This is a genomic window from Candidatus Thorarchaeota archaeon (genome assembly GCA_021498125.1).
GTDB lineage: Archaea > Asgardarchaeota > Thorarchaeia > Thorarchaeales > Thorarchaeaceae > B65-G9.
The window spans coordinates 709927-726842 of sequence record JAIZWL010000001.1 but is presented as its reverse complement, the minus strand read 5'-3'; the positions used below and the strand labels follow the sequence as shown (position 1 = coordinate 726842).

The window sequence follows — 16916 nt, the reverse complement described above, 5'->3', positions numbered from 1 at the left end:
CAGGTCTAGCTGGGCCGTTTCTCTGCAAACTGTGCCTTGATCCAGTCTTCGAGACCATCAGCACCCTGTAGAGCGGCCAGTTCTTCATCAAGGTTAGTTGCCTCAATGACAGCAATCCAACCTTTTCCATAAGGATCCTCATTCAAAAGACCGGGGTTCCCTTTTAGTTCCTCATTGACTTCAACGAGTTTACCTGTGACCGGGGACTTGACAGGTCCAGTCCACTTACCCGACTCCAGCGTACCAATGCTCTTTCCAGCCTTGATATCACGACCAGCAGGGCGTAACCGGACAAACTTGATTTTTCCAGCCAAGTCCATTCCAAAGGTTGTAAAGCCTAGACGGACCTTGCCATTCTCCTTTTTTACCCACACTTGATCATCTGTATAGTAGAGATCTTCTGGGAAATCAAACCCTTCATACGTGACCATGGTGAAATCACCTATCGAAGGATTCTCTTACAGGTGACTTAAGACATTTGCCATTTACGGTCAAGCACTTATTCTTCGGATTTTGCCCGCATTGCATTCTGTAATTGACCGACCTCTTCCGCATCGATCTCCACATAGACCGGACCGGAATAATGACAATCCGCACAATAATAGGAGGACGGCACAAGCCAACCACTTACAGAAGTTCGGACCTCGGAGAGACGTGTACTGCCGCATCGCGGGCAGACTCGTACTTTATGAGACATCAGATAATCGCCAACTTAGTAATGGTCTATTCACTAAATGAACTCATTGGTCGAATATCATGAAATCGAATTAGTGGAGGTTATTACGGTTCAAAAGACACTGGATGGGAGATGACGCCACACAAGTCAGACCCGCTAATTGCACGAGAGTTCATGACTGCAGACCATGCCATTCGCAGGACCATGGAAACAGGGACTCGACCCATTGACTCGCTGTTAGAGGGGGGACTAGAGTTCGGACTTGTACATCTATTCTATGGAGATCGAGTCATGTATGACGATCTTCTCAGGCTGGCAGTCCACGCACAACTCCCCTGTGAGAAGGGGGGCATAGAATCATCAAGTATCATCATAGACAGCGCAAACATGATCCAGATAGACAAGATCACAAACTATGCATTAGAGGATGGCCTTGAACCGGAGGAGACCATGGATCATATCTTTATCACTCGCGCGTTCAATTCGTCACAGGTCTACGATATTGTGATGCAACAACTTGAACAGCTCTTCGAACAGGTCTCGGCAAGGCTACTCTTGGTCACAGGATTACCAGACCTCTTTATTGCAGAGGGGGCCACAGGAGATATGCTTCAACAGATATCACATATGGTGTCCAAGATCAGAGCTTTCACCATGTATCGAGAGATTGCCTCCGTCATCACAACGCACGCCTCAGAGCAGGACCAACGCCTTCCTGCGGGAGGCAGAGCGCTGTCCACAAATACACAGGTCCACATCCATGTGCGCGAGTACCGTGATCGCGTCAGGTACACACTGGCTAAACATCCAGCATATCCTGTCAGACATACTACAAGATCACTAGGAACCGGATTCGCCACCACTCCACCGCTCTCATACTTCCTGAGAGGCATGGATGGCAAAGAGTAAGGCGGAACATCAAGTCCGCCTAGTCTTTGTCACCAGTTAGACTGCGAACCAGCTCGTCAACTAGCTCACGTGGGAGATCCTTGGCCTGCTCAACGATCGTGTCGATCTCCTGTGGCGGTACACCGCGTGCTTCGAGCTGCTTCTTCAGTTCTGATAGTTCAAATGGACTGAGTCGATCGCTCAAAGTGGGTGTGACCTCAGGTTCGACGGGCATTGAGACCTCCGGTTCTGCAGATGGCTGCCTAAAGACCGTTTCAGGCTCTGTGGGGGTTTCGGGTTCTGATCGCAGAATTATCCGTTCACCAGCCGCTTCCTCTTCAGGGGCGGAGATGTAGTCACCACTCTCCATATCGCCAAGCCGCTTCTTTGCTGCCTGCTCGAGCTCCTGAAGAACCTCGTCAACAGACTTGCCATCACGACGAGCTGCACGAATGGCCTCTTGGTGAATGACCTCTTTGACAAAGGCGGCCTGCTCACTGAGCTTCATCTTAGAGATGTCAGCCTTGAACTCGTCAAGCTCCTCAGGTGAGAGATGAGTGAGCATGGTCAACTGCATGAGAAGTTCTCCCATCTCAGGAATCTCGACCGCAACACTCTCTTCAGGAAGCTGCGAGGGATCACGAGTGATGCCAAGATCAAGATACGTGTCGTTGAACAGCTCTGCAAGAAGTGTTGGACGGTCCTTAGCATCGCTAATGGGCTTTGGAAGACGGCCCTTCTTCAGAGCACGTATCTGCCCGTTGATCTGCCTAACACGCTTCGGTACAGACCAGACCTTCACATAGAGCCCTAACAGCAGTATGATCAGAAGGCTAATTGGCAGTCCAATTGTGGTAGCCTGTTGGATGAGAAGATCTGATGAATTCGGGCCCACTTGTACGGCATAGGTGAGCGTCACATTAGAGTAATATTGTCGCCCAAGATTAATGGTGACCAGAGCCGTACCCATACCGTGTGCCGTCAGTGTCACTATGTATTGACCAGTCTCTGGGCCTTGCGTGACAGTGACGCCGACAACACCTTCGTTGTTGGAGATTGCTTCAATAAAGTCCGCCTCCACACCAGTTCCGTGCCATGTGTCATTGAAGAACACGGTCACGACCAACTGATCATCATGAGTGAGAGAGATGGACGGTGAGGATACCGTTGCAGAGTATGAGGTGGGAACATCGACTATGCGAATGCGAACGGTCACTTCCTGAGTCGTACGATTATCAAGTCGCAGACCTACAATAAGCCTGTACGATTGACCACTGACAGGAGTACCGTTTGTGTACTCGTAGAGGGATGCATCAGTCGTGTCGAAGAGGAATGAATAGTAGCCATTACCAAGATCAACAATCGTGATCGCATGACCACCACTAAAGGTATCACCTCTGAGCTCGCTCTCGGGTGTCAGCGTGGCTCCAGGAATACCACCCACGAACATCTCAATATCCCTATAGTAGAACGTGATATTGACCAGGTCACCCATGGGCACGATAAGATTTCGTGAGCTGTCCTCCACCTTATTTTGGTCTGCAACAAGCACATCCATTGAGGTGTCGATCAACTCGAGCGTCAATTGAACTGCGCCGTTGGACTCGACATAGTTGACCTTGGAGAACGATATGGTGATACTCCATTTTATCCCGGGTAACAGAACTGAAGTATCAACAGGAACAACATACGTTCCATTTCCAACAAAGATCGCGTCGACTCCAGTGTATGGGCCCCAACTGAACCGGGCTGTTGCATTGTTTACGGGCAGATCAAAGACCTCATCCCAATAGATGAAGCTGAGATTACCACGCCAGCCCCAAGGCTCGGTCAGTGGGTCGGGTCCAAAGACTTGCGTAGGAATTCGCTTGACGGTCAGGGTCATCGTAGTAATGGCATTAGAGAATTGGGCATCTTCGGGGATAGCTCTGAATGTGATAGCCCAGATACCATAACCTGGAATTGTTGTATCAAGATCTGTGTAATAAAATCCGGGGTGGAGAGAATCTTCAGTCATGTTTCCACCCACTGATAGATCAGAAATGTACCAGACTACTGATGCATTCCTTAAGAGATACGATGTGTTTGCCAATTCGGAGAAGCGCACCGTTAACCGCACGACTTCAGAATAGAAACGGGTCATCTCTTCAGATGTGCCGGATGAGGTATCAACGGCAAGTATAGTCCGCGTCTGTTGTAGTTCAATTGTGAACTGGTAGCTTGCAGGGTTGTAGTTCCTCATCTTCACGGTTATCCGGAAGTAGTAGAATCCTACATCCACCTTGTTGGTATCAGACCCGGGCATCTGCGCCTCATAGTAACCCGGAGTGCCATTATAGACAAAGGTGTAAGAGATGCCATTGCCTTCAAAGACACCAGTCACTTCTGAAACATATGCGTCATTGATAGGACCAGCATTGTAGGTATCATTGAGGAAGATAGTGACATTAGCACCCTCACCACGATAACTACTAAGTACAAGTCCAGCAGGTTCGATCGGCACAATACTTGAAGGCAGTGTCAAGACTATCAGGCTCACTGTTGTGAGAGAAGTAGCAAACTTGGTCTTTGAGGCTGTGATCGAGAGAATTCGAGTCCCTGCATCCTCAAGGCTAGTATCAATGTCAATGTAATAACGCCCCGGAGTGCCAGACTCGATGAAATAGAGTGTGTTACCGCCCCATTCGCAAGACACCACACCACCAGTAGTGAGATTTCCGTGAAGCAAGTCTTCGTATTCCACGGTCACACGAGTGGTGGCGGTCCAGTTGACTTGGATCGATGTACTAAGAGCAGATAATGCTGTATCAATGACCTTGATGGTGAAACTAGGTTGTACAGTGGATGTTGTATAGGGCCATGTGCTTGCAGTAATGTTGAGAGTCTTGCTTCCTGTGGTGGTGATATCAGTGGTACTGAAGCTTATATTATATACACCAGGGGAGAGCATATCCCATGCTAGATTCAATGGGGTAGTCCCAGTATCAAGATACTTGACAGTGAACCCGGCACCGGTGATTCCAACCTGCCCATGATCATAATCACGATAATAGACAATGACATAGACATCCTGACTGATCTGAACAGAAGATGGTGTGGGAAGATCAGAAGTAAGAACACCCCAGATCAGGTCAACCGACCCGATGAGCTCGATGGTACTTCGATTGGCATAATAAGGCATTGTGGAGGGATTCCAATTGACGGCAAGATCAAAATGGAAATCGCCAATGCCTCCTAGTGCGCTTGTGTCGATTTTAATTATATAATCCCCGCCACCAACCCGAGTCAGCCAGTAGGAGGCGTTTTCGATCAAATGTTGTTCAACACAGTCGAAATAGATAATCGTGCCATCAATATGTCGATTGTTCGAGTCATCAGCGACTGTGAAGGTGATGGTCATATTATCGCCCACTGGGGTGGTTTCGATCGGACCGACCTCGACCATCATCGTACGTCCTCGTGTCGAAAGACGCAGAGATGTCACATCATCCGCATAGTAGGGAGATGTCCCTGCATCCCAGTCCACTGCGATTGTGAGGTTATAGTCACTCACAAGATGGGTACTGAGAATGGTAGAATTGATACTGATCTCAAATAGAGAACCCACCTGATTCATGATAAAGTCGCTCTGATCAAGCTGCGTCCCATTCCCATAGAGGATAATGTTACTTGCAGTGATCGAGATCAATTTGCCAGTGACCGTGTCGGTGTATGCAAAAGTGAAAGTCACATTATCGAGATATTTTGTCGAAGATGGGGGTGATACGATCTCGACATTGGTTGTTCGTTCTACAACCGTGACGGTCACATTCCTGGCAGCATCATCATGGAATGGAGCACCTCCGGGCCAACTGGCCTGTACAGTCACTGTGTAACTACCAAGAGCGAGCAATACGCTCGTATTTAGTGAAATCGTGTAGATACCAGAAACTTCGTTATAGAAGTAATAGGACGAAGAGATCGGACCTGAAGATGTACTCAAGGTAATGGTGGCACTAGAGATTCCTTTTCCACCATCGACATCACGGTAATACATCTTGAAGGTACTATACTCTACATAGGATGTCGGTAACGGGGCCTCTGTCACATCCAAGAGAGAAGTGCGATTCCTGATGCTGAAATCAACATAGAGATCGTCCCAGCGATAGTATGGATCGGTATATGCATAGCTCATATTGAGATGAAGTTTGTAGGACTCGCCCACATTGAATGGTTGACCCTCTGTTTGAACGATCAACAAGTAATTTTGTTGTGAAGGTCGCCAACTCAGTGTATAATTCCAAGCGACACCTGTATCATTCAAGATTGCCAGGGTCGTTGACGAACCAATGTTCTCAAGTGTGAGCATATCTTGGAAGTAGAGAACTATTTCCATTGCAGTACCATAACCAACACTTCCAACAGGCTCGGAAGAGAGGATAGTGGTCCTGTACCGGAGCTGTAGATCACGTACCGCCCAAGCATCATCACGATGGTATGTTCCAGTATAAGTGAAACTGGCATTGAGCGAGTAGGTCCCAGGAGCAGAAAACATGCTCGTATTGAAATGAACAGTCACCTTGCCCTGCCCATCATTCTCAGTCGTATAGTATGATGTCGAGATGGGGGAGCCACCATAATAGAGTACAAAGGTGTAATCGGGAATTCCTACTGTGGATGATCCTGCAACATCCAGATATGTGACTGTGAAAGTAACCACATCTCCAAATGGAGTTGGCGCAGGGGCCTGAAAATCGGCCTGTGTCTGACGATTGACCACTGTCAGCTGAATGAGGGTCTGGGTCTGATTTGCATAATACGGAGTACCAGCCCATGTCACATTCAGATGGAACGAGGTGTCGCCAACATTCCCAAACTGAGATGTGTCAAAGGAGATCGTAAAGGTCTTTAATCCGGAATCATACACGATTGCTGGAGTCTCTGAGAGATCTGTCACGATCGAGAGCCGTGCGTCATCGCCAATCGCAGTGCTCGACCCACCAGTCACATCCAGATAGATGAAGGTCAGAGTAGCATTCTCACCGTATGCGGTATTAGCGGGTCGACTCAACGAGAGGAATGTATCACGTCTAATGATAGTGATTCCAACAGATGATGAGTCATCATCATAGTATGGTGCGGCTTCAGGATAATTGACCAGAATTGTCATGTTCTTGCCAGACACCAGCGTACTACTGAGGATGGTCGAGTCAATACTGATCTCATAGTTGGTCGATGTTCCCTGCTGGGTCAATTGGAATTGACTCTGGGTCAAGGGAGTGCCATCATTATAGAGTGTGATCATGCTCTTAGTGATACTGACACCGCTATCTGATGTCAGGTCCACAAACGAGATGACGAAGGTCACGTTCTCCTGGAATCGCGTCTGTCCCGGAAGAGAGACGATCTTAACATTCGTTGGCCTATGAGTCACACCTATGTTGACCAAGGAGGAGGTGTTCCCATAATAGGGGGAGCCACCAGTCCAGTTACCCTTTACGGTGATCTGAGTCGTGCCGATACCATCAAGTGCTGAGGTCAAGACCGACACAATATAGACGCCACCTGAACTAGTTGCAACAAGAAACTCAGTCCCTTGGGTCAAGAGAGAACCACCCTTGTAGACATAGATGCTGCCGCCATCAATTCCCGCATCGAAGTCAGTATCACGATAGAGAATCGTGAAGTTACAATACTCATCATATGGAGTCGGAACTGGGGACTGCTGCATCTCAATGGCCGTATTTCTGGCACGGATTTCGTAGTTAACGTATGCATCATCAGAACTATAGAACGGTGCCTTATTCGCATATGAGAAGTTAAGATGAATTGTATAGACCGTGTCAATGTTCAATCCCGATTGGGCCGATGTGTCAATACGAAGTGTGTATCTACTGAGCGCACTACTCCATGAGACCGAGTACACCCAAGTCCCGGGAGTCAGGATCTCTAAGGTCACATCACCTGTATCGTTACCCAATGCTTCCAGGGTGTAAAGGTCTTGGAAGGAGAGTATGATCTCCAAGGTGCCACCATATGGGACACGAGCAGGAGGCTCAGAGGTCAGCAGAGTGAGCCGATATCGAACCTCGAAGCTACGAGTGGATTCCACACTCAAGTAGTAAAAGTGGGAGGAAGTGATATTGACCGTCACCGAATATGTGCCGGGTGACGAATAGTAGGTGGTATTGAAGATGATCTCATAGTTGCCATCCAACTTGTCTGTCACAGAATAGTAGGTTGTAGGAATTGCTGAAGCACCATCATAGAGCGTCACAACTGCATTGGTGATACTCGAGGTCGAACTGCCAGCAACATCGGACCATGTAATCGTAAAGGTCACGTTATCACGATATTGCGTGGGAGATGGCGATTGATAGTCCAGAAGGGTCTGACGTGCGGTGACCGTCACGTAGATGATACGCCCAGTCCGATTCGCATAGAATGGAGCTCCGACCCAAGTCACATTGAGCGTGAAAGACTTCTGACCAAGTGGCGCTCCAAATTGGTTCGTGTTAAAGGAGACGGTAAATCTCTTGTCTGCATCACCACTGTAGGTAAGCGTGTAATCAGCAAGACTGAGTGTGATCGTCAGCTTTGAGTCGTCACCAATGGGCGAGCTCGAACTTCCCGTGATGTCCTCGTAAGTGAATGAGAACGTGGCATTCTCACCGTAGGCAGTTGCAGACGGAGGCACAACAGAAACTAGAGTGTCCCTTGAGAGAATCCGAATAGTGATCGTATCAGTTCGATTAGTATAGAATGGCGAGACCCCTCTGTCCCACTCAACATGGACCTCCATATAGATCACACCAACTTGTCCGAAGATCGTCGTGTTGAAACGAATCGAATAGTTACCGGGGCTTCCAGAAGGATCGACCTCCCAGATGTCAACCTTGGTCATATCAACAGAAACGCCTTGGAACACAACTCGGACGTGTACATGTCCACCGCCATAACTTGAATTAGTGATGCCAATACCGCTATACAGCTCAGAATAGAAGAAGGTGTAGGACATATTCTCCAAGTACGGGGTAGGCTCGGATGATTCCATCAGAGTATAGGACGAGTCTTCACCAACAATATTTGCACTGACAAATATCGTCTTGTTCTGATACGAATAGATCGGACCAGTCCAATTATAGAAGATCGTAAAGTTCTGAAGGCCGAGAGCATTAAACTGCGAGGCGGGAATCCGAATGATGTAGTAGCCCGAACCTCGTGCACTATCATTCAATGCATAGTAAGTGACCACATGAGTCTCATTCTCCACACGAATACTGACATAGTGCGACCATATACCCTGCTGATCATCAAGATCACCATAGAACAACTGAATTGTGATGTTAGCATTGTAGCTTGTCGGCTCAACAGCTGTGACAAGTCGGAGATCCGTGTTATGGGTTCGAATGGTCACAGAGATATTGAAGATGCCAGACTGATAGTTCTCACCCTTTGAGAAGGTGAAGGTGACGATGAGATTCTGTTGAAGTGTGTCATCAACCTCGGTTGGGAATGTAATCTTATAGCGACCCTCTGAACTGATATACTCCCAGATGATCGGACGAATCCATGTGGTAGTTATTTGGAACGGTGACTCATCTGTGATAGGAAGGTCATGATCAATATCTCGGTACTCGACGTAGAAGACCGGATCATTACCGACAGGAATGTCTAATGCTCCGACCGTCGGAATGGCAGATGTGTAGGCGATTCGAATCACTACTTTGAAGGATAGGGTCTGAGCAGCATAACCCGATTTATCAGCGGTCAGATTATACAGATGTTCACCCTTTGCAAGACCAGTAGTATTGACAGTCACCTGATACTGGCCATTACCTTTGTCTACAATATTGTATATCGTCACTCCGTCAGCAGTGATTGTTGCACCAGTGATTCCTGCGCTACGATCAACATCGGTATAGTTGAGTGTGACAGTAAAGTCGGTCTCATACGGAGTCGTCACAGCGCGATCCGGTGAAGACAGCTCACTCCGAGCAGCGCGATACTTGAATGTGATGACGAGCTGTGAACTCAAGAGGCTGACATTTGTTGGGTTAAACTCGACAGTGATCGTGTATGTACCCTCAGGGAAGTACGAGGCTGCAATTGTGAGGTTGTAGCGTCCCGTTGCGATCTCGGTCAGAGTGAACGGATAGGTATAGGTCGTGTTATGAACCGTGAAGTTAGCATGGACAAGACCTGCGATCATATCGCCGTAGTAAGGACCAGCCTCATCAATGTCTACTCGCAAGATGATCTTGAACGCATCACCATTTGGAAAGATGAGGTCGTTCGGCTCGTGATAGAGATTTGTTGAGAGCCCTGTGATCTCAATGTCGAAATCGTAGTTCGACGGTGAGTCGTAATTACCGGTCATTGTCACGCTAAGAGTAACGGACTCCACACCAACATCCCAACTAGATGTGTCAAGTGTGAATGTGAGATCGCTGTACGGCCCAGATGGAGCATAGGTCCCATATGAGGAGGCGAAGCTGACAGAGTTTACCGTTCCGGCTCCAAGAACCGAATTGGTATCGAGATCGGTAATGACAACGGTCACATCAGTCGTGTTCCCAAGTGGGGAAGTGAGAGAACCTGTGACTGTGGCGGAGGTGTAGTGATTACGAATTTGAACGTCAAAATCATACGTGGAGGGATCATAGTAATCACCTTTCATTGCAACTGCCAGAGTCACACTAACAGTACCCACAGACCATGAATTGGTCGAGAGTGTCGCATCCAGATCTGAGGGGTTCGTTTCATTGTAGTTGGAATATCCTGTGGGGCGGAACTCAAAGGAACTAACAGCAGATGCTGCAAGCGTGCTACCAGTATCAAGGTCAGTGACGACAATTGTCACATCTGTGTTGGAACCGTATGGAGTGACAAGATCGCCAATAACATTGATGGAGGTGCGATGCTTCCGTATTGTAACATCAAATTGTAGATTTGCAGGATTGTCGTATGCTCCAGTCAGAGTCACAGTCAGAGTCACAGTCACAGTACCCACGGACCATGAGTTAGTGGTCAGAGTCACATCAAGGTCTGTGAATGGCCCGGACTTGGTCTCGGTACCATAAGACGACACAAATTGCAATTGAGTGACCGTTGAGGCTGCTACTTGAGTATTGGTGTCAAGATCTGTGATAATGACGGTGAGCGGAGTGTCTTCACCAAATGGCGATACAAGCTCGCCTGACACGGAGGAGGCAGTATAGTGGTTGCGAATCTCAATTGAAAATACGTAGTCATCGGGATTGGCATAGTTGCCTGACATGACAATTCCTAATGTGATCGATTCGGTTCCAACGGACCACGAACTGGTCGTTAGAGTATAATCAAGGTCGGAGGGACTGCTCTCATTATGAGAACCATAGTGCGTTGTGACAAAACCGAATGACGAGACCGCAGAAGCGGCCAGATTCGAACCGGTATCGAGGTCAGTAATGACAATTGTCACATCGGTGTTGAAACCGTGTGGCGTCAATAGATCGCCAGTCACCGATGCAGAGGTGTAGTGTTTACGGATGACAATATCAAACTGGTAATTTGACGGGTTCTCGTAATTGCCGGACATGACCACTGCTAATGTGACGGTCTCAGTCCCCAATGACCATGAGTTCGTGGGCAGTGTCACGTCAAGATCTGATGGAGAACTCTCGCTGTAGGAGGGATAGCTTGAGGTGAAGGTCAGACTGCTGACAGCGGAATGACTCAACTCTACATCGTCATCAAGGTCGGTAATGACAACAGTGACGGTAGTATCGAAGCCGACAGGGGTCACAAGATCGCCTTGAACCGAGGCAGAGGTATAGTGCTTGCGGATGGTGATATCAAATTGATAATTGCTAGGAGCATAGTAATTCGAGTCGGACATGACCACACTTAGGGTGACCGTCTTTGCACCAACGGTCCAGCTATTGGTAGGAAGCGTCACGTCAAAGCTGCTGGCCGGATCTTCTGCATGTGACCCGCCACTCCATGAGAAAGTCATGGACGACACGGAGCCTATTGCAACAGTCCCACCAGTATCGGTATCAATGATAGTGACCGTCACATCAGTATTCCAACCGTATGGAGTAACAAGATCACCTGATACTGAGGCGGTAGTATAGTGCGCACGAAGAGTGAAGGTGACATTAACACTTGCATCCTCAAGATACGCACCAGACTTGGTCGCATTAAAGATATACCAGTGGTCACCCAGTGAGAGTCCACTCGTAGAGAGGGAGATATTATACATCCCATTGGCCTCCGAGTCTACGGTCACAGAGGTACCATTTGCAAAGGTGATGGAGGCACCGGTTATCGGTGTATCATCGTAGATATCACGGAAGACAAGAGTTGCTGTGAAGTCCTGTCCCACTGGAGTAGTATCCACATTGCGATAGGTCAGGGCCGTATCGTGATTCAAATCCAGATAGAAGGAGGTCGTTGCATCATTATAGTAAGGATGACTTGAATAGAATGTCAGAGTCCATCGTTTGTTTGTTCCGAGATCGCTCGTGTTAAGAGCAAGGCCATAGCGCCCAGTCCCATAGTCCTCAAGTGTGACATTTGTAGCAGTGCCTGAAACTGACCAGCTCATCCTGACGGTAGCACCTGAGATAGTGGCAGAGTTGACATCATCGGTCAATTCCACTTCCACATAGAGCATATCACCAGCGACCTTCAAGGAGATCCCATCACCGACTGCATCACCAGGAGCAATAAGAGCGAGCGATGAATCATGTTTGACAATGAATTCTCGTTCATAGAGACCTGTCTTATTATCAACACCGGAGCCTGTGTCATTATAGAACACACTGGCGGTCCAGACACCTGCTGCTGCAGTCGAGTCAATCGTCTTTGTAAAGGTGAGATCGGGTGAAGTTCGCTCACTCTCAGAACCAACAGAGTAGAAGGTGCTTGGGTCGTTCTGGTTATTGTATTCGGTAGTCATCCAACCAGTGGATCGTGAGCCTAGACTCACACGCAGTTCATCAAGGATTCCATTAAAGTATCCAGACCCACTTGGGAACCCACCGTCAACCTCGCCACCACCAATTCCCCAAGTTGCAGAATATGTCAAGTTACACCAAGTTGCAGTTCCCGAGCTTCCGGTGGATGTACGATCAACACCATCTATGTAGATTTTGTTATTGGAGGGGTTTGAGGCATCCATGTAAATAGAGTAGTGATACCAACCAGGATTCCAGAAAGTAGTAGTGGTCCAGATGTATTTTTGTGCGTTTGAGTTCTCCACCTTAAAGACCAGAGTACCATTTGGAACAGATGTTGATTGATAGTCTTGTCCTGCAAGGGCAATGTGCATATCGTTATCATCATCATAATATTTCTCCATGATCAATAGAGAAGTTGTCGATGATGATGAAAAGATACTATCGAGTTTGAACCAACCAGAGAGCGTGACCGAACCGCTTGGATTGAGTCCCTTAGTATCATTAACATAGATCACATCATCGGTGCCATCGAAGTCTTGACCATACCCTGCAAGTCCAGTAGCTCGGGCATTGCCATGCTGTTCGCCATCATATGCTCCAGAAGTGGAATCATAATGGGTTGTACCTGTACCCTCATCTACCGCATTCTCACCCAAGTGCCAGACGGCCTCATAGCTATTCGACCAGACGGCCTTTGGATCCTCTTGCGGACCGACCACAGGATTACCATAGTACATGGTCAAAACCGTATCAGATGAACTTGAGAGGTTCGCCTTGACCCATGCCACAAGATGAGCATTTGATGAGTCGTAGGTCTGATCGAAGAGCTCAAGATCGTGGTCAAGGATCTTACCATTCTGTACAAAGAGAATGTCATCACCATCAGCCTGCACCTTGCTTGTATCATGGAGGTCAGAGTCAAGCAGGTCGATTAGAACAGGGAAATTCGTCAGATCGGCTGAGACTTTTGTATGATCAATGGTAATGGTCTTTCGATACTTGAAGGAGGGAACCTCATGAGTAGGAGTACTGGTCGTAGTGAGTGAACTCCGATACCACTCCGCTCCACTCGGGTCGGTCAACACAAGATTGACAGACGATCCCGTGACCCAAGGAGTAGTAGTCTTTACAGCAAGAATATCATTGATGTCCATAGTTGTCGTAGTAGAATATGGGCCACCATTGGGTCCAACAAGAACGTTGAGCATGTAATTCATTGACACAAAGTTGATCTTCCAGACACCAAAAGTATCGACCGCTGAAGAGCGAATTGTGAGAACACCGCCCTCATAATACCAGTCTGTCGGATAGGTCTTCTCTACGCCCACGGGATTAGTCACGGTTGTTGGACGCCATTCAGTCTGTGGAAACTCTACGGTGACCTCAAGATTTTGTGTGCCTGTTGGAGGTGACACAAGAACATTTGCAGTCCACTCAACTATGGACGCATTGGTCACACTGTAGGTCGTACCCGAATTATAATTGGAGTCAAGAGAACCACCAGAGCCATAGACATCTAGACCTAGAGTCACATCCATTGTGACTGGTTCAGAGGAAGAGGTCGTGAACACAAGCTTGGCGGACTCATCATCGGTCCAAGTACTCTGAACGGTCTCTTCCGAACCGACGGAGAGAAATGAACTTGGATTCTTTTGATTATTATATTCAGTGAGTATCCATGAAACGGGCTTTGCAACGTCTAAGACCCTGCCCTCGTCCAACTGACCATTGAAGTATCTATGACCACTGGAACTGCCTAGGTACGAATTGTCAGCAAGATACACATCTGCATCAATATCATCAATTGTATCTCCAGCATTACTGGTCTGGTTCTGGAGAACACCATCAATGTATACTTTCAACTGATTAGAGGAGAGTGACGAGTCCCAAGTGAAGACAACATAGTGCCAAGTGCCAATTGTAAGACCAGAACTTGTATCGATTGTTGTTGTTGTGCCTGAAGTCCCGTCGCTTGTGAACATGACCGTCAGGCCATGACCATTATGCCCGATGCTCCAAGCATACGGACCAGAACCACTTCCCGACTCTTTAGAGATGAAGCGATCCTCTCCAGCATCATCAATATTGACCCAAACAGCGACTGTAATAGATGTCCAATCTTCACAGTCCATAGGTCCAATACGCACCCGTTCATCAACACCATCAAAGTCGAGTGCACCATTGATTTCCCCCGAGACCGAATCAGCACTCTCCATATTATACGAGGTGCCATCATGGTTGTACTCTGTACTGTCCATGATAAAATCCGTAGAGGGATCATTGTTCATATGCCAGACTGAGGCATACCCAGATTCCCAAACACCAGTTGGATTTTGAAGTGAAGGCGCGTCTGGATTCCCATAGTACATCTCAAGAACTGTATCAGTCGTGCTTGAGAGGCTGGGAACTCGTACCCATGCCACAAGATGCGCGTGCGTTGAATTATAGTCTTGGTCAAAGTATTCGATCTCGTGATCTGTGGGGATACCATTCACCATGAATACGATATCATCACCGTCTGCCTGAACATCTGTATGAAGATCAGAGTCATAGATGTCGACCAGAACAGGAAAGTCCGTCATATCGGCTGAGACCTTTGTATGGTCGATAGTGATGTCCTTTTTGTGCTGAAGAGTGATAATCTGATCCTCGGCCTTGGGAACTATGTATTCAACAAAAATCCGTGCAAGGTTATCATCACCCGCGGTATTATCATAGCTCGAGGATCCCTTAATACTAAGATAGGTGTATGAGCCAGATGAGTAAAGATAGTCCAACATGATTGCAATATAGTTGTCTTGGGACCATCCAGACCTAGTGACCACCTTTTGAAGAAGTGGGGCAATGTCCGGAGACCTATATCTGTGGTTCTTGGTCCAAACACTGGGCGACCAGTCAACACCAGTATCGACCCAAGTATATCTATCTTCAAGATGTGGTGTTCCTGAAGTAAAGGCACTAACATTGTCGGCATCAGCAAGTCGTATTTTCATGGCAGGTATATCACTAGAATTTTCTGGCACTTCGACCTCGATATATGCAGAAACAATCGCGGCACCTTTGGGAATATCTACAGGGAACTGGAGACCAACTTCGAATGTATTGGACTCCGACCACGATCCCCAGATTCCTACATCAAGGTCCCCATTATCACTATAACCATCAAGATCAACTCCATTTGAGGTATCGTCATAACAATCACGGTTGTCGTCATCAGGAAGATATGTGAAGATACTACCCTCAGTCGAACCATCGATGAGAGTCCCATTTGCTTTGAGACCGATCTGTTCCGGGAAGGGGCGGACCTTCATATTGACTTCAACATCGTCAATGTAGAGGTGACTGGTCATATCAGACCCGGGAGTCCCCTGAAGATCTGTAGCAAGTCCAACATCAATGAGAATCGAATTTGGGAGAGTCACGCTTGAAAAGGCGGAGGAGGGAATCGTGACTGTGGCTTGAATCCATGTGTCAGTAGGATCACCAGAATCGAAGACTGAGAGCTTGGTCTCATAGCCGGCAAAGCGGACAATGATGTGAGCTTGACTACCCATCGTGGAGGTGGAGACTACTCGGTAATAGAACTTGATCTCAGCAGAGTCTATGCTTCTATACGGTGCCAAAACGTATTGACGGAGGTATATTTCAGATGAGGGGTCTATTGTGTCGCTGGTGGTCCAGTCAGCAACATACTCCCAACCCATAGTGCCACCATAACCATTACCCGAGGCGGTGAGAAACTGGAAGTTTCCATGATGAGGGTGACTGTCATCACTTCCGGCAGTCACTTTATTGAGGTTCCAATAATCAGGAACAGCCACATCTTCACTTGGATAGGAGGTCTCAAGCCATTTCTCGTTATGGTAATCATCAAAATCGCCGTTCTTTGCCTGATCATTCATCCATACTGTAAGCGAATCGATACTCGACTGTAGGTCGGTACCAGTCCAACCAGTATCTAGTATGACAGAGGCGGTATCGGAAGTTGCCGAGTCAATTGTCAAAGGCCCATCCTGTGTGTTTGTCACGTAACCTGTCATGGTGACTGGGAGGGAGTTGCCAGTACCAGTGAGACCTGTCAAATCGTCCGCCAGGGTGGATTGATCTTTCGATTCGGTCGTATAGGGATCCGAACTCAAATTTGGAGTGGCAGTCGGAATTGCAGGTATCATGAATAATAGTATAAAGAGCACAGTAACTAGACCAGTTCGTTTCATTAATGGGAACCTCCATTTCTCATCTGATAATCGTGCCAAGGAAACCAACCTTGGAGTATGTATGAACTAGAATAATCGTAGGTTATATCTTCTTTTGAGTGATTATTCTGTAAACGAAATCGATAAATCGTCAAATTTGTCGATTTATCGACATATGTACGAGCGCGGATCTCTGAAACAGGATGCAAGAAACAAACAGCATCATCAATC

4 protein-coding genes are annotated in these 16916 nt (G+C 47.5%); 1 reads left to right on the top strand and 3 read right to left on the bottom strand.

From position 1 onward, the window contains the following. Nucleotides 1–5: 5 nt before the first annotated feature. Nucleotides 6–431 (bottom strand): glycine cleavage system protein H, encoded by a 426-nt coding sequence (locus K9W43_03655; GenBank protein ID MCF2136314.1) that lies wholly within the window; start codon nt 429–431, stop codon nt 6–8. A 68-nt stretch (nt 432–499) separates the two neighbouring features. Next, a complete protein-coding gene (locus K9W43_03650; GenBank protein MCF2136313.1) occupies nt 500–697 on the bottom strand; it encodes a hypothetical protein in 198 nt (65 codons plus the stop codon). Nucleotides 698–808: 111 nt separating this feature from the next. On the opposite strand from K9W43_03650, the gene K9W43_03645 reads away from it, so the two are divergent. After that, the gene (locus tag K9W43_03645) at nt 809–1585 is read left to right on the top strand and encodes a hypothetical protein (protein ID MCF2136312.1); all 777 of its coding nucleotides are present in this window, start codon (nt 809–811) and stop codon (nt 1583–1585) included. Between the two features lie 19 nt (nt 1586–1604). On the opposite strand, the gene K9W43_03640 is transcribed toward K9W43_03645, so the two are convergent. Next, nucleotides 1605–16706, bottom strand: a complete 15102-nt coding sequence (locus K9W43_03640; protein ID MCF2136311.1) for a DUF2341 domain-containing protein — start codon at nt 16704–16706, stop codon at nt 1605–1607. Between the last annotated feature and the right edge of the window lie 210 nt (nt 16707–16916).